Annotated in this window: 18 protein-coding genes; 7 read left to right on the top strand and 11 right to left on the bottom strand. The window is 64.7% G+C overall.

Annotated elements, in window-relative coordinates; translation table 11 throughout:
• Window positions 1–85: 85 nt before the first annotated feature.
• Window positions 86–1498 (bottom strand): M20/M25/M40 family metallo-hydrolase, encoded by a 1413-nt coding sequence (locus AC07NV_RS13165; protein WP_495166818.1) that lies wholly within the window; start codon window positions 1496–1498, stop codon window positions 86–88.
• 126 nt (window positions 1499–1624) lie between these two features.
• Here AC07NV_RS13165 and AC07NV_RS13160 point away from each other — a divergent pair, with 126 nt between their 5' ends.
• The 3 genes from AC07NV_RS13160 to AC07NV_RS13150 are packed head-to-tail and all read left to right on the top strand — an operon-like array spanning window position 1625 to window position 3449.
• On the top strand, window positions 1625–2257 hold the full coding sequence (locus tag AC07NV_RS13160; protein WP_495166817.1) for a lysophospholipid acyltransferase family protein: 633 nt from the start codon (window positions 1625–1627) through the stop codon (window positions 2255–2257).
• Complete coding sequence (locus AC07NV_RS13155) at window positions 2254–3069, top strand: DUF1295 domain-containing protein (protein WP_495166816.1); 816 nt, start codon at window positions 2254–2256, stop codon at window positions 3067–3069. Before AC07NV_RS13160 ends, AC07NV_RS13155 begins: the two co-directional genes overlap by 4 nt.
• On the top strand, window positions 3045–3449 hold the full coding sequence (locus AC07NV_RS13150; RefSeq protein ID WP_495166815.1) for a ribose-phosphate pyrophosphokinase: 405 nt from the start codon (window positions 3045–3047) through the stop codon (window positions 3447–3449). The genes AC07NV_RS13155 and AC07NV_RS13150 overlap by 25 nt, the downstream gene beginning before the upstream one ends.
• A gap of 153 nt (window positions 3450–3602) precedes the next feature.
• On the opposite strand, the gene AC07NV_RS13145 is transcribed toward AC07NV_RS13150, so the two are convergent.
• Window positions 3603–4532 (bottom strand): isopenicillin N synthase family dioxygenase, encoded by a 930-nt coding sequence (locus tag AC07NV_RS13145; protein WP_495167271.1) that lies wholly within the window; start codon window positions 4530–4532, stop codon window positions 3603–3605.
• Between the two features lie 123 nt (window positions 4533–4655).
• Here AC07NV_RS13145 and AC07NV_RS13140 point away from each other — a divergent pair, with 123 nt between their 5' ends.
• Window positions 4656–5081, top strand: coding sequence for an EVE domain-containing protein (locus tag AC07NV_RS13140; protein WP_495166814.1), 426 nt, complete (start codon window positions 4656–4658; stop codon window positions 5079–5081).
• A gap of 13 nt (window positions 5082–5094) precedes the next feature.
• On the opposite strand, the gene AC07NV_RS13135 is transcribed toward AC07NV_RS13140, so the two are convergent.
• The 8 genes from AC07NV_RS13135 to AC07NV_RS13100 form a co-directional block, all read right to left on the bottom strand.
• On the bottom strand, window positions 5095–5418 hold the full coding sequence (locus tag AC07NV_RS13135; RefSeq protein WP_495166813.1) for a PilZ domain-containing protein: 324 nt from the start codon (window positions 5416–5418) through the stop codon (window positions 5095–5097).
• An 89-nt stretch (window positions 5419–5507) separates the two neighbouring features.
• Entirely contained in the window at window positions 5508–6095 is a 588-nt protein-coding gene (locus AC07NV_RS13130; protein WP_495166812.1) for an SOS response-associated peptidase family protein, read from the bottom strand.
• A gap of 71 nt (window positions 6096–6166) precedes the next feature.
• Complete coding sequence (locus AC07NV_RS13125) at window positions 6167–6340, bottom strand: hypothetical protein (RefSeq protein ID WP_495166811.1); 174 nt, start codon at window positions 6338–6340, stop codon at window positions 6167–6169.
• Window positions 6341–6398: 58 nt separating this feature from the next.
• Window positions 6399–6800 carry an alternative ribosome rescue aminoacyl-tRNA hydrolase ArfB gene (gene arfB / locus AC07NV_RS13120; protein ID WP_495166810.1) on the bottom strand — a complete coding sequence of 134 codons (402 nt, stop codon included), beginning with the start codon at window positions 6798–6800 and terminating at the stop codon, window positions 6399–6401.
• The gene (locus AC07NV_RS13115; protein ID WP_495166809.1) at window positions 6793–7476 is read right to left on the bottom strand and encodes an RluA family pseudouridine synthase; all 684 of its coding nucleotides are present in this window, start codon (window positions 7474–7476) and stop codon (window positions 6793–6795) included. Before AC07NV_RS13115 ends, arfB begins: the two co-directional genes overlap by 8 nt.
• A 17-nt stretch (window positions 7477–7493) precedes the next feature.
• The gene (locus AC07NV_RS13110; protein ID WP_495166808.1) at window positions 7494–8294 is read right to left on the bottom strand and encodes a DODA-type extradiol aromatic ring-opening family dioxygenase; all 801 of its coding nucleotides are present in this window, start codon (window positions 8292–8294) and stop codon (window positions 7494–7496) included.
• Between the two features lie 4 nt (window positions 8295–8298).
• Window positions 8299–8895, bottom strand: coding sequence for an FMN-dependent NADH-azoreductase (locus tag AC07NV_RS13105; protein WP_495166807.1), 597 nt, complete (start codon window positions 8893–8895; stop codon window positions 8299–8301).
• Window positions 8896–9014: 119 nt separating this feature from the next.
• Window positions 9015–9710: a pirin family protein gene (locus AC07NV_RS13100; protein ID WP_495166806.1), complete on the bottom strand. Its 696-nt coding sequence runs from the start codon at window positions 9708–9710 to the stop codon at window positions 9015–9017.
• 145 nt (window positions 9711–9855) lie between these two features.
• On the opposite strand from AC07NV_RS13100, the gene AC07NV_RS13095 reads away from it, so the two are divergent.
• Window positions 9856–10791 (top strand): LysR family transcriptional regulator, encoded by a 936-nt coding sequence (locus AC07NV_RS13095; RefSeq protein ID WP_495166805.1) that lies wholly within the window; start codon window positions 9856–9858, stop codon window positions 10789–10791.
• A 191-nt stretch (window positions 10792–10982) separates the two neighbouring features.
• Complete coding sequence (gene ctrA, locus AC07NV_RS13090; RefSeq protein ID WP_495166804.1) at window positions 10983–11690, top strand: response regulator transcription factor CtrA; 708 nt, start codon at window positions 10983–10985, stop codon at window positions 11688–11690.
• Between the two features lie 460 nt (window positions 11691–12150).
• Here the strand turns inward: ctrA and AC07NV_RS13085 are convergent, their stop codons facing one another.
• Window positions 12151–13491 carry an acyltransferase family protein gene (locus AC07NV_RS13085; RefSeq protein ID WP_495166803.1) on the bottom strand — a complete coding sequence of 447 codons (1341 nt, stop codon included), beginning with the start codon at window positions 13489–13491 and terminating at the stop codon, window positions 12151–12153.
• A 353-nt stretch (window positions 13492–13844) separates the two neighbouring features.
• Between AC07NV_RS13085 and parC the strand changes: the two genes are divergently transcribed.
• Window positions 13845–16148, top strand: a complete 2304-nt coding sequence (parC, locus tag AC07NV_RS13080; RefSeq protein ID WP_495166802.1) for a DNA topoisomerase IV subunit A — start codon at window positions 13845–13847, stop codon at window positions 16146–16148.
• Window positions 16149–16207 lie beyond the last annotated feature (59 nt).

The following is a 16207-nucleotide window of genomic DNA, read 5'->3' as shown; positions in this document are numbered from 1 at the left end:
CCGCAGTCGGCCTGACACGGCGTCGAAGGTTTAAACCGCCGGCGCCCCCCCTTCGCGGGGGCGACGAATGGGCAACAAGGACATGCTAAGGCTTGTCGGCATAGGCCTTCACCAGATCGAACATATAGTCGCGCCCGACATAGACCGAGCGGACTTCCATGCGTTCGTTCAGGCCGTGCGCGCCATTGCCGTCGGGGTCGCCCCACATGCCCGGGATGCCATAGGTCGGGATACCGACTGCGCCGAGGAAGGTCGCGTCGGTATAGCCGTTGGCCATCGACGGGATCACCTTCAGGCCGGGCCAATATTTATCGACGAGCGTCTGCATCGGGCCGATGACCTTGGGGTCGAGCGGCGGCGCGGGCGGCGCGGGGCGTTTGGGCGCCAGCTGGGTGATGGTGACGCCGGGGTCGCCGATCACCTTCGCGAGTTCGTCCTTGATCGATTCGATGCTGTGTCCCGGGAAGATGCGGCAATTGATGTTCGCCCCCGCGCGCTGGGGCAGCGCGTTCGGCGCATGGCCGCCGTCGAGCAAGGTCGCAACGCAGGTCGTGCGCAGGTTGCTGTGGAGGAACGCATCCTTGTTGACGATCGCCTCGGCCGCCTTGTCGGCGAGATTCTTCGACAGCGCGATCATCGCGGCGCCCGTCGCGTCACCGCGCGCGGCGCCGGCCTCGGCAAAGAAGCGCCGCGTCGTGTCGGTCATCTCGGCCGGGAAATCATAGTCCGCGACTTTGGTGAGCGCGCGCGACAGCTCGTAGATCGCATTGGCGGGCACCGGTGCCGAGCTGTGGCCGCCGGGATTGCGGGTTTCGAGGCGGAAGTTGGCGAAGGTCTTTTCGCCGACCTGCACCGACTGGCCGAGAATCTTGCCCTTGCCGTCGCTGTCGCCGCCGCCGCCTTCGTTCAACGCGAATTCGGCGTCGATCAGGTCGCGCTTGTTCGCCGCGAGCCATTCGACCCCGTTGAACGCGCCATTGGTTTCCTCGCCGCAGGTCAGCGCGACCTTCACCGTGCGCCTGGGCTTGTAGCCAGCCTGTTTGAAACGGATCAGCGTATCGACCCACACCGCCGCCTGCGCCTTGTCGTCGGCGGTGCCGCGGCCATAGAAATAGCCATTTTCCGCGACCATGACGAACGGATCGCGTTCCCAATCGGCACGCTTCGCCTCGACGACGTCGATATGCGCGACGAGCAGGATCGGCTTGGCACTCTTCGACGTGCCCGGATAGACGGCGACGAGGCCACCTTCTTTCGGATTTTCGGGGGTCGCGAAAAGAGTGAGCTGACCATCGGCGAAACCCGCCGTCTTCAACCGTGCCGCCATGCGTTCGGCGGCGAGCGTGCAGCTACCGGCCGAAAGCGTGGTGTTGGTTTCGACGAGTTCGCGGTAGAGTTCGCGAAAGGCGAGCTGGTCGGGGCGTGGCGGCGGTTCGGCGGCGATCGCGGGCGCCGCGAACAGCAAGGCGGACGTCAGCAACGCGGACAACGTCTTCATCAATATCTCCCCATTTTCATCGCGCGGAAGGGAGCAGAAAGACCGGGCGGCCGCAAGCCCGTGGTGCGCACCCCCTTGCGCCGCGCGCGGCTTTCGCGCAATCGCCGCCGAGGGAGAGGACCAAGCGTGACGAGAATAGATGATGACCCGCCGGGGCTGGTGGCGCGCGCGGTGCGTCGTCTGCTGCTTTTATTGTACCGGATGCGCGGATGGAAAGCGGTCGGCGAAGTGCCCGAGCCGCGGCGCTTCATCCTGATCGCGGCGCCGCACACGAGCAATTGGGATTTCGTGAACTTCCTCGGGCTGACCGCCGACCTCAAGATCCGCCCCTTTTTCATGGCAAAGCTGTCGTTGTTCCGCTGGCCGATCGGCGGTTTCATCCGCCAGATGGGTGGGGTCCCGGTCGATCGCCGCGGCGGCGGCAATGTCGTGCAGCAGACGGTGGAGGAATTTGCGCGGCGCACCGAATTCATGCTGACCGTCGCGCCCGAAGGGACGCGCGGCAAGGCGGCGAAATGGCGCACCGGCTTTTATCAAATCGCGCTCGCGGCCAAGGTGCCGCTCGTCGTCGGCTTCATGGATTATGGGACCAAGACCGGCGGACTTGGCCCGCTGATCTGGCCGACAGGCGATTTTCGCGCCGACATGATGAAGGTATTTGAGGTATATAGGGGCTGCACCGCTCGATTCCCCGAGCGGCAGGCGCGATCGATCGACGATATTGTCGGCGTGGATGACATACCGGATATGCGTGCATGAGTGACGCCCTTTTGCTGCTGGCGATCAATTTCGCGGGACTGCTCGCGGTGATCCTGCTGCTTTGGGGCCTGTCGGTCGTGATCCGCGACGTGTCGTTTATCGATGCTTTCTGGGCGTTCGGTATGGTGCTGCTCGCATGGGGGGCATGGTGGCAGGTCGGCGCCGAAGGGGCGCACGCCAAGCTGCTGCTGGGCCTCACCTCGCTTTGGGGGCTGCGGCTCGCGATCCATCTCGGGGTCCGCTGGGCCACGCATGGCGAGGATCCGCGCTATACGAAGATTCTCGCCCGGACGATGGAAACGAAAAAATGGAGCTGGGGCAAGGCGGCGCTGCTTACCGTCTTCCTGACGCAGGCGCCGTTGCTGTTCCTCACCTGCCTGCCCGCGCAGATCGGGATCTGGGCCAGTGCGGGTCATGCGGCGCCGGTGGGGATCATCGGCGGGATCGGCGCGGCCGCGGCCTTGATCGGCATCGCGTTCGAAACCATCGGCGACGCGCAGCTCGATCGCTTCCGGAAGGACCCCGCGAACAAGGGCAAGGTGCTCGACACCGGCCTGTGGCGTTACACGCGCCATCCCAATTATTTCGGCGATGCGCTGACCTGGTGGGGCATCTGGCTTGTCGTCGCCGACCTTGGCTGGGGACCCGCGCTCGCCAGCGTGATCGGCCCGGTCTTCCTGACCTTCACCCTCACCAAATGGTCGGGCAAGGCGCTGCTCGAAAAGGGGCTGCACAAGACGCGGCCCCAATATGCCGACTATGTCGCGCGCACCTCCGGATTCATCCCGTGGCCGCCAAAGACCAGGGTTTAGGGACCGAGGCGACCGCCGCCGACGTCAGCGCGCTCGGCGACGCGCCGCGCATCCGTGCGATCCTGACCGCCGCAGCGCGCGAGGGGCGCAGCGTCAGCTATTCCGAACTGCTGGGCGATTTGGGTTTCCGCTTCACGCGGCCCAAGATGCGCGCGGTGTGCAAGACGCTGGGCGAAGTCGATCGCCTGTGCGCGCTCGACGGCGAGCCCGATCTCGCGGTGCTGCTGGTGCGCGAAAGCGACCGGCTGCCGGGGCAAGGCTGGTGGGTCGGCGGGACGGCATTGCTGCTCGGCTATGACGGGCCGTGGGAAGGGCCGGCAGCGGCGCGATTTATCCGCGAGCAGCAGCAGCTGGCGTTCGATTATTGGGAGGAGCGGTGACCGCTTTCGGCCGGAAGTAGCGTTCCCCGGCGAAGGCCGGGGTCCAGGGCGCAACCAGCAGACGTCTGCTTTCTAACGCTCTGGGCCCCGGCCTTCGCCGGGGAACAGGAGCGGTAGAGAACGTCCGCTTTCCAGCCCAAAGCCGACGCTAGCCTATTTCTTGAGCCCAATCTCGCGCAGCCGTTCCTGCAGATAGTCGTCCGCCGTAATCGGTGTCGGGTAGAGGTTCGGATGCGACGCATCGATGCAGCTCTCCAGCGTCTCGATCGGATAGTCCGAGCGGAAGTGCAGGAAGAAGGGCATCGAATAGCGCGCAACGCTCGCGCGGCCTGCGTCGGGGTTGCGGACGCGGTGGGTGGTCGAGGGCAGCTTGTTGTTGGTCAGCCGTTGCAGCATGTCGCCGACATTGACCGCCATCGCGCCCGGCGGCGGGCTGACCGGAAGCCAGCTGCCGTCCTTATCGAGGATTTCGAGGCCCGCCTCTTCGGCACCGAGCAGCAGCGTGATCGTGTTGATGTCCTCATGTGCTTCGGCGCGGATGCCCTTTGCGGGGGCTTCGACGGGCGGATAGTGGAGCAGGCGCATCACGCTGTTGCCGTCGGCAACGGTGTCGTCGAAGAAATCGGGCGCGAGGCCGAGGTAGCGCGCGATGCCCGACAGCAGACGGCCGCCGACGCGGTCAAATTCGGCGAACAATTTGTCATAGGCGGCGCGGAAGCCGTCGACTTCGGCGGGCCAGACATTGTTCGGCTGCTGCGCGGCGAGGCGATGCCCGGCGGGCAGGTCGCGGCCGACGTGCCAGAATTCCTTGAGGTCGACTTCTTTTGCACCCTTGGCGATCTCGGTGCCGAACGGGGTGTAGCCGCGCGCCCCGCCGCCGCCGGCGATATGATAGGCGCGCTTCACATCTTCGGGCAGCGCGAAAAAGGCTTTCGCCTTGTCCCAGGCTTCGTCGATCAACGCGGGATCGATGCCATGGTCGGTGATCATCGCAAAGCCGAAGCGTTCGAACGACGCTCCGAAATCTTTCGCGAACTGGTCGGCGGGAAGCGACATGGAAATGGTCGGAACAGCGGCAGTCATCATATCATCCATATTGGGCGCAGGCTTGGGCCTCCGCGACTCTGTTCCCGCATGTACGACCGTCGGCGGTGCAGGGAAAGAGGCTCGCTCTTTTCAAACCGGACGCAGACGGTAAGAGGGCGCATGGCAAAATCATATTGGCTGATGAAATCCGAACCCGACGCCTATGCGTGGGACCAGCTCGTCAAGGATGGCACGGGCATCTGGGACGGTGTGCGCAACCACACGGCAAAGCTCAACCTGAAAGCGATGCAGGTCGGGGACGAAGCGCTATTTTATCACAGCAATATCGGCAAGGAATGCGTGGGGATCATGACGGTCACCGAGGCGGCGTTTCCCGATCCGACTGCCGACGAGGGCGCGCCCTGGGTCGTCGTTCGCGTCGCGCCCATCCGCCCGCTCGCCCATCCGGTGACGCTCGCGGCGATCAAGGCCGATCCCAAGCTCGCCGACATGGACCTGCTCCGCCAGTCGCGGCTGTCGGTCGGGCGCGTCCAGCCCGACGAGTGGAAGCATATTTTGAAGAAGTCGGAAAAGCCCGGGGGGTGATATCCGGCCGCGCCTAGCGCAGCTTCACCTGCAGATGTTTCGCCACCGACGGATGGAGCGGATGGACAAACTCGCAGCCATGATTGTTGCCATCGGACCGGCGGACGATCGCCTCCAGCGGCTGCAGCCCGGGCAGGCTCACCCAGATATGCTTGCCGATCTGCGGGCGCGAATAGGTCATCATACGAAAGCCGGTCGACGACAGGTCGAACAGTTCGACGTCAAAGGGGTTCAGCCCCGGTTCGCGAAAACGCGCGCGCGCGGTCACAGGCGCGCGCTCGGCACCGCGCCCGGCAGCCGGCGCCTTTCTGGCTTCGATAATGCGATTCCCCAACACGGATTTGGTCCCAGCGGTCATTGCTTGATTCACCCGGCTTTTAAGGCGCCATTGGTTACCCCAAAGTGAAATTATATGGTGAAAATCGGCTACACCGGCGGCGCATCGCCGACCGTCATCAACTGGCCCGGATAGGGCACCGCGAGCGCCACCGCCGCGCGCCATTCGCCGCTCATCCAGGTGGCATGATCTTCGGGATGCAGGATCAGCGGCATCCCCTTTGGCTGATGGTGCGCAACCAACCGGTTCGGGTCGGTGGAGATGATGGCGAAGCAGGGCCAATCTTCGCCCTGACGCAGGATACCGGCAAAGGCGAAAACGGGGTGCGCGGGCACCGAAAACCAGTGCTGGCACTTGGCCCCCGGCGGCCCCGACCATTCAGCAAAGGAGGTCGCAGGGATCAGGCAGCGCAGTTCGGGGTGGCGCAGCGTGCCGATCCAGAAGGGGCTTTGCAGGTTGCGGACGGCCGTGACCGGCCGGTCGCCTTGCGGGGGCGGCGGGACACCCCATAGTTTCGGGCGTAAATAGCGGCGCGATCCGCCGCGGCCGTCGCTGACGATTACCGGCGCAGGGCGGCCGGGCGCGACATAATCGCCGGTCCAGGGATCTTCGCCGGCGTCGGCCCCGAACGTTGTGGCGATCAGGCTAGCAGGGGCATCGAGACGATAGAGATTCATTCGGCGACGCTCGCCTCGGGGCGGGATGCTGTCAATGCGGGGGCGTCGCCGCGCAGAGGACGGCGCGGCGACTATTTGTCCCAGGGGGACTTTTCGGAGTGGTCGGGGGTGTCGCTCTGGCTCACCCGATCGGCGGCGCGATCCGCTGCGACGATGACGCCCGCGCCCATCATGCCGCAGCCGACAAAGCTCAGGATGCTGAGGCAGCCAAGGCCCATCAGGACCGATTTCACTATTTCGCTCATATGCGGCTCCGCTGAACTGAACGCGGACGATTCTAGCGGGCGAGCGTAAAAATGCGGTTTACTCTGTTGGCTTTACACGTCCGCGACCGGCTTTGACGCTGCTGCGCGCTTTCTTGCTGTCGACGCGGCGCGCTTTGGCCGCCTTGCTCGGCTTGGTCTTGATGCGGCGCTCGGGACGCACCAGCGCGGCGTCGATCAGGTCGGACAGGCGTTCGCGGGCATCGGCGCGGTTGGCTTCCTGCGTGCGATAGCGGCGCGCGAGGATGATCAGTTCGCCCTCGGTCGTCATCCGGCTGCCGGCAAGGGTCTTCAGTCGTTTATAGGCATCGGGCGTGAGGCCGAGGGCATAGACGTTGACGCGCAATTGGCACGCGGTCGCGACCTTGTTGACATTCTGTCCGCCGGGTCCTGTGCCCGCGAGAAATTTCTCGCTGATCGCGCTCTCCGGTATCTCAGCCACGCGTCGGCTCCGCTCCCTCCGGCGCCGCGAAGCCCAAGGCGATGAAGCTGTCAGGAAAGGGCGCCTCGGCAATTATCGACGGCTTGACGTCACGTTTTACGACCAGCCGTTCGGCGTGCAGCAGCGTGCGGGTTTTGGTCCCGCCGCGCCCGTACACGGGATCGCCGACGAGCGGGAAGCCGAGCCCCTCGAGCGCGTGGACGCGCAGTTGATGCGTGCGGCCGGTTTCGGGGCGGAAGCGGAGCAGGCTGTGCTCGCCCACGACCGCGATCTTTTCCCAGTGCGATACCGACGGCTTGCCTTTCGGGTCGCCAACCATGCGCCAGCCGTCCTCGGCGGTCGATACCTTGCCAAGCGCGATATCGATCGTGCCGCCGTCGCCGTCGGGGATGCCGTCGACGATGGCGAGATATTGCTTTTCGACCTCGCGGCTTTCGAACGCGCGGGTGAAGCGGCCGTGCGCCTTGGGATTGCGCGCGAGCAACAGGCAGCCCGAGGTGTCGCGGTCGAGCCGGTGAACCGCGAGCGGCCAGCGCTTGAAGCCGAACTTCAAAAGGTCGAGATGGTTTTCAAGGCTGATGCTGCCGTCGCGCGGGGCGTCGACGGGCAGGCCGGCGGGTTTGTCGATGACAAGGGCCTCGCCGTCGAGGAAAAGAACACGGTCTGAAAGGAGCATGGCGCGCTATAGGCGCGCTAGCCGAAAGCGTAAACGTCCATCGCGAGCAGGCCGTAGGTAACGCTGTGATGCAGCCGCTCGGCGGCGAATGGCTCGCCGCCTGCTCCCATCGCGACGAAGAGCGGCAGGATGTGGTCGGGCGTCGGATGATTGTCGCGGCCGTGCGGCGCGCGCTCGACACTATGGAGTACATCGTCGATGGCGCCGTTGGCCATGCGATCGGCGACCCAGTCGGTGAAATCGGTGACCCAGGCCGGCGCCGGGGCGTCGATCGGCAAGCGGGCGGAGAAAAGCGCGCGCAGATTGTGCGTGATGCTGCCCGACCCGATGATCAGCACGCCGTCGTCACGCAGCGGCGCGAGCGCCTGGCCGAGGGCATAATGCCATACGGGCGAGGCGTTCGACGCGATCGAAAGCTGGACCACAGGAACGTCGGCGCCCGGATAGACGAGCGAGAGCGGCACCCACGCCCCATGGTCGAGCCCGCGGTCGGGGTCGGCGGTGACGGACAGGCCGTGCCCGGCGAGCAGGTCGACAACCTGCTGCGCCAGCCCCGGATCACCCGGCGCGGGATAGCGCATCGCGAAAAGTTCGTCGGGAAAGCCGCCGAAATCGTGGATCGTCGGCGGCATAGGCGAAGCCGTGACCGTCGCCCGGCCGCCCTGATATGCCGCATCATGATGCGCCGAGACAACAAGGATCGCGCGCGGATGCGGCAATTGGGTGCCCAGCCCGGCGAGGAAGGTCCGCGCCGGGCTGGGCTCGAGCGCCATCATCGGCGAGCCATGCGAAAGGAAGAGGCTCGGGAGACGACGCATCGGTTCAGGCCGCCTGCTTCAGGCCATCGATCACCGAGGTGGCGCGTGTGACGGCTTCGCCGTCCATCATGTGGCCGTCGGCGGCGATGACGGTGACATCGGTGATACCGACGAAGCCGAGGATATGCTTCAGATAGCCGCTGGCGAAATCGACTTCGCTGCCCAGCGGCACGCCGCCCGAGGCGAAGACGATGAACGCGCGCTTGCCCGTTAGCAGCCCTTCGGGCCCGGCCTCGGTATAGCGGAAGGTGCGGCGGGCACGGGCGATCAGGTCGACCCACGCCTTCAGCGACGCGGGGATCGCGAAATTATAGATCGGCGCGGTGATGACGATCGTGTCGGCGGCTTCGAGCTCGGCGATCAGTTCGTCCGATCCTGCAAGCACGGCCTTTTGCTCGTCGCTGCGCGCCTCTTCGTCGGTGAAATTGGCACCGACCCAGCTTTCGGTAAGCAAGGCGGGCGGGTTCGCATGAAGGTCGCGGCGGGTGACGGTGGCGCCATAGCCTTGTTCGACAAGGCGATTGACCAACTGGTCGGCGAGCGGACGCGTGGTCGAACCTTGGTTGCGGGCGCTGGCGTCGATGCGAAGAATATGGGTCATCGGATATACTCCTTTTCACTTCAGGGGGGAGAGGAAGGGGGTGCCGCGAGCCGGGGGAACTCGCGGCACAGGGTGGGCCGCCGTCAGGGAGGGGGAGAGGCGACGGCCCGGGGACTTCTTCAGAGGCTGTCGACCAGCACCAGTTCGGCGTCGTCGAGCGCTTCGACCTTGATCGTGCCGACATCGCGGAGCGCGATGCCGTCGCGGGGGTCGGCATCCTCGCCATTGACGCGGATGCGGCCCTTGGCGGCGACCAGATAGGCATGGCGTCCGGCCTCGAGATCGTAGGAGATGCTCTCGCCGGCGTTCACCGTTGCCGCGGCAACGCGGGCATTGGCGCGGATCGGCAGGGCGTCGTCACCCTCGATGCCGCTTGCCAGCGTCACGAACTGGCCCGAACGGTCGGCCTGCGGGAACTGGCGTGCGCCCCAGCCGGGATTGCCGCCGTCACGATCGGGCATGATCCAGATCTGGAACAGCGTCGTTTCCTCATCCTCGAGGTTGAACTCGCTGTGCGTCACACCGGTACCGGCGCTCATCACCTGGACGTCGCCCGCTGCGGTGCGGCCGGCATTGCCCATCGAGTCGCGATGGCTGATCGCCCCGGTGCGAACATAGGTGATGATTTCCATGTCGCGGTGCGGATGCGGGGGAAAACCTGCCTGCGCCGCGATGGCATCGTCGTTCCAGACGCGGAGAGCGCCCCAGCCCATCCGTTTCGGATCGTGATAATTGGCGAACGAGAAATGGTGACGGGCGTCGAGCCAGCCATGGTCGGCGTGGCCCAGCGTGTCGAATTTGCGAATGTCGATCATGGCCTTGTCCTTTCATCCTGCTTCCGGCTTGCTCCGTCATCGGGGCCGGGAAGCGCTGTCTTGTTGAGGACAAGATAGTCATTGGGATCGTTTCGAAAATAGCATAGATAGAAACCCATCGTTTCCGATTCGAGGGTGAATTTCCATGGCGCTCCCCGATTATGAAGGCTGGGCCTGTTTCGTTGCGGTCGCCGACAGCGGCGGTTTTACGGCGGCGGCGGCATCGCTCGGCCTGTCGAAGGCCAGCGTGTCGAAAGCGGTGACGCGGCTCGAAGCGTCGCTGGGCATCACCTTGCTTCATCGCAGCTCGCGCGTCGTGACGGTGTCGACCGCCGGGGCAGGTTTGCTCGACGAGGCGCGCGCGATGGTCGCAGCGGCGACCGCAGCGACCGAGGCGGCGCGCGGCGACCGGCTCGATCTTGCCGGACCGATCAAGCTCGCGGCACCGATGAGCTTCGGAATCAAGGTGCTGGGCCCGCCGCTGGCGATTTTCCTCGAACGGCATCCGGCGGTCGAGATCGAGGTGGTGTTGAGCGACGCGCGGAATGATCCGGTCGCCGAAGGGATCGACCTGACGCTGCGCATTGCGCCGCTCGCCGATTCCAGCCTGCTCGCGCGCACGATCGCGCCGGTCGCGGCTTCGGTGATCGCCAGTCCGGCCTATCTGGAAAAGCATGGAGTCCCGAAGCACCCGCTCGAACTCGCGGGCCACCGGCTGATCGGATACGGCCACCGCCAGCGCGCGATGCCGCTGCATTTTCACCGCAAGGGCGAAGAGGCAACGGTGCTGCCGACAGGACCTCTGTTTGCGAACAATGGCGATATTGCGGTGCCGCTGGTCGTTGCAGGGGTCGGGATTGCCGTGTTGCCCGACTTCATCGCCGCCGACGAACTCGCATCGGGTGCGGTCGTGCCGATCCTGACCGATTGGTCGACACCGCAGGCGCATCTGCATCTGTTGTCGCCGCCGTCGCGTTTGCGTCCGGCGCGCGTCAGAGCGCTTTCGGATCATCTGGTCGATACGCTGAAAATTTCCTGCACAGGCGCGCATGCGCAATATCTGGCGCTCCGCGGCAACTGAAATCCGGCCAAACCACTGTTGCAAATTGGCCGCGACTCGCGGACTTCTGCGGGTTAAGTCAAAATTAACCTTTTCCCTTCATTAGTTTCATGGTTAATGTTCCGGCAGTCCTGCAACGGGGGTTGGTCGGTGACATCCTTGATGGTCATGCGATCGGTTCGCGGGATTATCGTGGGAAAAAGGGGTGCCCAATGCGCGTACTGCTGATCGAGGACGAGCCGACGACCGCGAAAGCGATCGATACGATGCTCACGACCGAGGGCTTCAATGTCTATACCACCGATCTCGGTGAGGAAGGCCTGGACCTGGGCAAGCTCTATGATTACGATATCATTCTGCTCGACCTGAACCTGCCCGACATGCACGGCTATGACGTGCTGAAAAAGCTGCGCACCGCCAAGGTGCAGACGCCGGTGCTGATCCTGTCGGGTGTTTCCGAAATGGATTCGAAGGTTCGTTCGTTCGGCTTCGGTGCCGACGATTATGTCACCAAACCGTTCCACCGCGACGAGCTGGTTGCCCGCATTCATGCGGTCGTCCGCCGGTCGAAGGGGCACAGCCAGAGCGTCATCAAGACCGGCAAGCTGCAGGTCAATCTGGATACCAAGACGGTCGAGGTCGACACGACCCGCGTGCATCTGACCGGCAAGGAATATCAGATGCTCGAGCTGCTCAGCCTCCGCAAGGGTACGACGCTGACCAAGGAAATGTTCCTGAACCACCTCTATGGCGGCATGGACGAGCCCGAACTGAAGATCATCGACGTCTTCATCTGCAAGCTGCGCAAGAAACTTGCGCTCGCTTGCCACGGCGAAAATTATATCGAGACGGTCTGGGGCCGCGGTTACGTCCTTCGCGACATCGACGACGAAGGCAATGAAGTGCGCCGCGTCGCCTGACGCGTCACTTCGCAAATATATTACCGAGAAAAACCGGCGCGGAGCGATCCGCGCCGGTTTTCTTTTGGCGGTGTTTGGCTCTAGCCCGCTGGAAGGCGGCCGACGACCAATTGGAAGCAGATTTGTTCCCGTTTGCATCGAGCGAAGTCGAGATGCCCATCGGCGTGGCGCAAGGTCGCAGGGTGTCTCGACTTCGCTCGACACGAACGGACGCGGGACGTGTCCGAAAGCGATCAGTCGCTGCCTGTCGGCCGTCGTCACCCCGGGTCAAGTCCGGGATGACGAAGGTCTGAATGGGACCAAGAGTTGCTGTTCCCCGGCGAAGGCCGGGGTCCAGGGCGCAACCAGCAGACGTCTGCTTTCTAACGCTCTGGGCCCAGGCCTTCGCCGGGAAACAGGAGCGGTAGCGAACGACCGCTTTCCACCCCAAAGCGGACCAACCTCCGCCATGCATCGCGCATCATGCCCGCGACTGCGTCAGCCGGTGGACGGGGCCGAATTGCGCAATCGCGGCGCCCACAAAGGGCAACGCAACGAGCCAGAGGCGCACGCCGGTGACGCCGAGCGGGCTTGCTATGCTGATCGCCGCGGTGGCGCCGAGTCCGGCGCAAATCAGCAGTAACCCGACGATCAAGCGCCAGTGCGGCACCTCGCCGCTGTCCTTGCTCGCGCGTTCATAGCGCGCGAAGAGCATGATCAGCGGGAAAAGCGCCGCGATGTAGAGGATGAACCACACCGGGCGTGCGAGCCACCATGCCGCGGTGCCCGGCGCGACATCGAGCCCGATCCCGCCGAGCAGCCAGGCCGCGAGCATCACGAGCACGAAGGCCGTGAGGTGCCAGAGATAGATCGTCATGATCATGCCGTTGACGAGCACGACGCTGGTCCAGAGGCGAAGATTGTCGAGCATCCGCCGCCCTGCGGGTTCGAGCGCCAGCGCGAAACCCGCCTGTGCGATGCCGAGCGCGAGCAAAGCGAGCGTCGGCGGCATCGAGTTGCTGAGGCCGCTTCCCGGCACGCCGATCATCGCGACCGGATAGGGTCCGACGCCGACGAGTAGCCCGAGCGCGAGGAGCCCGCCGACGCCCCACAAAAGCGCCCTGCTCGGCGCCAGCCGTCCCTCGCTCCACGCAAAGCCGAGCTGGTGGATCGCAAGCCAGACGAAGGCGAAGTTGAGGAAATTCACATAGGGCACGTCGAAGCGCAGCGCCGCGACATCGATCGCCACCGCGCCCGCGACGAGCGCCCAGAAGGAAGCGAACCCCCAACGCTTCCACGCCTTCCACGTCAGCGGCACCACCGCCGCGACCATCAGATAGACCGACAGGAACCACACCGGGATCAGCGCGAGCTGCGCCGCCATCGCGACGACGCCGCGATCGATCCCCATCAAGGTGCCGAACATCGCGACGAGCGTCCAGATCAGGAACAAGGGCAGCACCGGATTGATCAGCCGCTGGAGCCGTCCGCTGTACCAGCTTTCATAGCTGCCGCCCTTGCGCAGCGTCGCCGCCCACGACATGCCGTTCGAGAAACCACCGACGAGGAAGAAGAGCGGCATCACCTGAAACCCCCAGGTCAGCCACTGCGTCCACGGGAGGATACCGAGCAGATGCCCGCCCTCGACGGCGCCGTCCTTCATATAGGGCGCAGCGACCAGCCAATGGCCGACGACGACCGCGAGGATCGACAGCGCGCGGAGGAAATCGACGTAGCGGTTGCGCTCGGGCGGCGCCTGAAGCGCCATATGCTTTGCCCGCGACCAGATGCTTTTCCGAACGGCGTCCGTGGTTTCGCTCAAGATACCGTCCCTCCCCGGTGGAAACCCCAAGCTAGTGACGCGCGCTCTCAAAGCAAGGCGCGATACGACGGGAAGCGGTAGAGCATCGCTCCCGTAATCGGGCCTTTCCTACATAATCGCGCTGTGGCAGCCTTCGATTTCGCTCTTTGATTTGTCCACCCCACCCCCTGAAGAGACACGCCCGTCCGGCCGCACTAAAGCGACAAAGGAGACAGTTTCGGCGCGTGCGTACGAATCTTTTGTCGCTTTAAGGCCGAATATGACCGCGTCGCACCATCTCGCGACCCGGCGCGGCGGCACGACGAAGCTTGGCCTTTGCCTTGGCGCGCGAGCCTTGCTATCGGCTCCCGACAATGGCCAGCACCACAGACGATCCCGACAATCCAGAACCCGTCGCCGGCATGACCGACACCCCGTTCGGCAGCGCGCTGTCCGAACGCTATCTCGTCTATGCCCTGTCGACGATCACCGCGCGGTCGCTCCCCGATCTCCGCGACGGACTGAAGCCAGTGCATCGCCGTCTGCTGTGGGCGATGCGCGCGATGCGGCTCGATCCGTCGCAGGGTTACAAGAAATCGGCGCGCGTCGTCGGCGACGTGATCGGTAAATTCCACCCGCATGGCGACGTCGCGGTCTATGACGCGATGGTCCGCCTCGCGCAGGATTTCTCGCTCCGCTACCCGCTCGTCGACGGCCAGGGCAATTTCGGCAACATCGACGGCGATAACGCCGCAGCCTATCGTTATACCGAAGCGCGGCTGACGCGCGTTGCCGTCGACCTGATGCAGGGCCTCGACGAAGGCACGGTCGATTTCCGTCCGACCTATAATGGCGAGGATGAAGAGCCCGAGATCATGCCGGGCCTGTTCCCGAACCTGCTCGCCAACGGCGCGAGCGGGATCGCGGTCGGCATGGCGACGAACATCCCGTCGCATAACGCCGCCGAGGTGATCGGCGCGGCGCTGGTGCTGATCGAGAATCCGCAGGCGGAGCTGTCGGACCTGCTCGAGCATGTCAAAGGGCCTGATTTTGCGACGGGCGGCATCGTCGTCGACAGCCCCGAAACGATCGCCCACGCTTATGAAACCGGCCGTGGCGGCTTCCGCCTCCGCGCACGCTTTTCGACCGGAAGGCTGGAAAGCGGCGACTGGGAAGAGAGCGGGATCGAGAAGCAGTCCGGCGGCACCTGGCAACTCGTCATCAGCGAAATCCCCTATGGCGTCGCCAAGGGCAAGCTGATCGAGCAGATCGCGCAGCTGATCGCCGACAAGAAACTCCCGATCCTCGAGGATGTCCGCGACGAAAGCGCCGAGGACCTGCGCATTGTCATCGAACCCAAGAGCCGCAACGTCGACCCCGACATCCTCAAGGAAAGCCTGTACCGGCTGACCGACCTCGAGAACCGCTTCGCGCTGAACCTCAACGTCCTCGATGCGACGCGCACACCCAAGGTGATGGGGCTGCACCAGCTGCTCACCGAATGGCTGCAGCACCAGATCGTCGTGCTCGTGCGCCGCGCGCAGCACCGCATCGCGAAGATCGACGACCGGTTGGAGCTGGTCGCGGGTTACATCATCGCCTTCCTCAACCTCGACCGGATCATCGAGATCATCCGCACCGAGGACGAGCCGAAACCGGTGATGATCGAAGAATTCATCCTGACCGACCGCCAGGCCGAGGCGATCCTCAACATGCGCCTGCGATCCTTGCGCAAGCTCGAGGAAATGGAGCTGAAGCGCGAGCAGGCCGACCTGACCGCCGAGCGCGAGGAACTCGTCAAACTGGTCGAAAGCCCGGCGCGGCAGAAGACGCGGCTGCGCAAGGATCTGGAAAAACTGCGTAGCGTCTATGGCTTGGAGACCTTGCTCGGCGCACGGCGCACGACGATCGCCGAGGCCGCGCCGGCGCGCGATATTCCGCTCGACGCGATGATCGAGAAGGAACCGGTGACGGTGATCCTGTCGAAGCGCGGGTGGATTCGCGCCCAGCGCGGCCACGTCGCCGCCGACCAGTGGGCCGAATTCAAGTTCAAGGAAGGCGACGAGCTGTTGTTCGCGGCGCATGCGCAGACGACCGACAAGCTGCTGATCGCGGCAAGCGACGGCCGCTTCTTTACCATCGGCGCCGACAAATTGCCCGGCGGACGCGGCTTTGGCGAGCCGCTGCGCCTGATGGTCGACATCGATCCCGAAGCGCGGATCGTTGCGATGATCCCGGCGACCCCCGAAGGACGACTGCTGCTCGCCTCGACCAGCGGCCACGGCTTCGTCGCGCAGATGGCCGAGGTGATCGCCGAAACGCGCAAAGGCCGCAACGTCGTCAATCTGAAGCCCAAGGCATCGCTCGCCATCGTCCGCGCAATCGTCGCGTCCGACGACAGCGTTGCGGTGGTCGGCGAGAACCGCAAACTCGTCGTCTTTCCGATTGCCGAAGTGCCGGTGATGGCGCGCGGCCAGGGCGTGATGCTGCAACGCTACCGCGATGGCGGGCTGTCCGACGCGGTCAGCTTCGCCTTTGCCGACGGACTAAGCTGGGCGATGGGCGGCGACACCGGCCGCACACGCACCGAAACCGACCTCGCCCCTTGGCGCGTCGCACGCGGTGCGGCGGGCAGAATGCCGCCAACGGGTTTTCCCAGGAACAATCGCTTCGGCTGAACGTAAATCCATGTAGCCGTAAATAGCTTCTTTACTTCCCGTAACCTAGGCATGGGGCA

Source organism: Sphingopyxis sp. GW821-FHT10B01 (assembly GCF_059415685.1).
This window is presented reverse-complemented; position numbering and strand designations above follow the sequence as displayed.

Excerpts from the sequence above, each read along its gene's own strand:
- AC07NV_RS13125 (WP_495166811.1), bottom strand. The coding sequence starts at position 6,340 with ATGAGCGAAATAGTGAAATCGGTCCTGATGGGCCTTGGCTGCCTCAGC.
- parC (WP_495166802.1), top strand. The coding sequence starts at position 13,845 with ATGGCCAGCACCACAGACGATCCCGACAATCCAGAACCCGTCGCCGGC.
- AC07NV_RS13130 (WP_495166812.1), bottom strand. The coding sequence starts at position 6,095 with ATGAATCTCTATCGTCTCGATGCCCCTGCTAGCCTGATCGCCACAACG.
- AC07NV_RS13100 (WP_495166806.1), bottom strand. The coding sequence starts at position 9,710 with ATGATCGACATTCGCAAATTCGACACGCTGGGCCACGCCGACCATGGC.
- AC07NV_RS13165 (WP_495166818.1), bottom strand. The coding sequence starts at position 1,498 with ATGAAGACGTTGTCCGCGTTGCTGACGTCCGCCTTGCTGTTCGCGGCG.
- ctrA (WP_495166804.1), top strand. The coding sequence starts at position 10,983 with ATGCGCGTACTGCTGATCGAGGACGAGCCGACGACCGCGAAAGCGATC.
- AC07NV_RS13105 (WP_495166807.1), bottom strand. The coding sequence starts at position 8,895 with ATGACCCATATTCTTCGCATCGACGCCAGCGCCCGCAACCAAGGTTCG.
- AC07NV_RS13155 (WP_495166816.1), top strand. The coding sequence starts at position 2,254 with ATGAGTGACGCCCTTTTGCTGCTGGCGATCAATTTCGCGGGACTGCTC.
- AC07NV_RS13110 (WP_495166808.1), bottom strand. The coding sequence starts at position 8,294 with ATGCGTCGTCTCCCGAGCCTCTTCCTTTCGCATGGCTCGCCGATGATG.
- AC07NV_RS13140 (WP_495166814.1), top strand. The coding sequence starts at position 4,656 with ATGGCAAAATCATATTGGCTGATGAAATCCGAACCCGACGCCTATGCG.
- AC07NV_RS13115 (WP_495166809.1), bottom strand. The coding sequence starts at position 7,476 with ATGCTCCTTTCAGACCGTGTTCTTTTCCTCGACGGCGAGGCCCTTGTC.
- AC07NV_RS13145 (WP_495167271.1), bottom strand. The coding sequence starts at position 4,532 with ATGACTGCCGCTGTTCCGACCATTTCCATGTCGCTTCCCGCCGACCAG.
- AC07NV_RS13095 (WP_495166805.1), top strand. The coding sequence starts at position 9,856 with ATGGCGCTCCCCGATTATGAAGGCTGGGCCTGTTTCGTTGCGGTCGCC.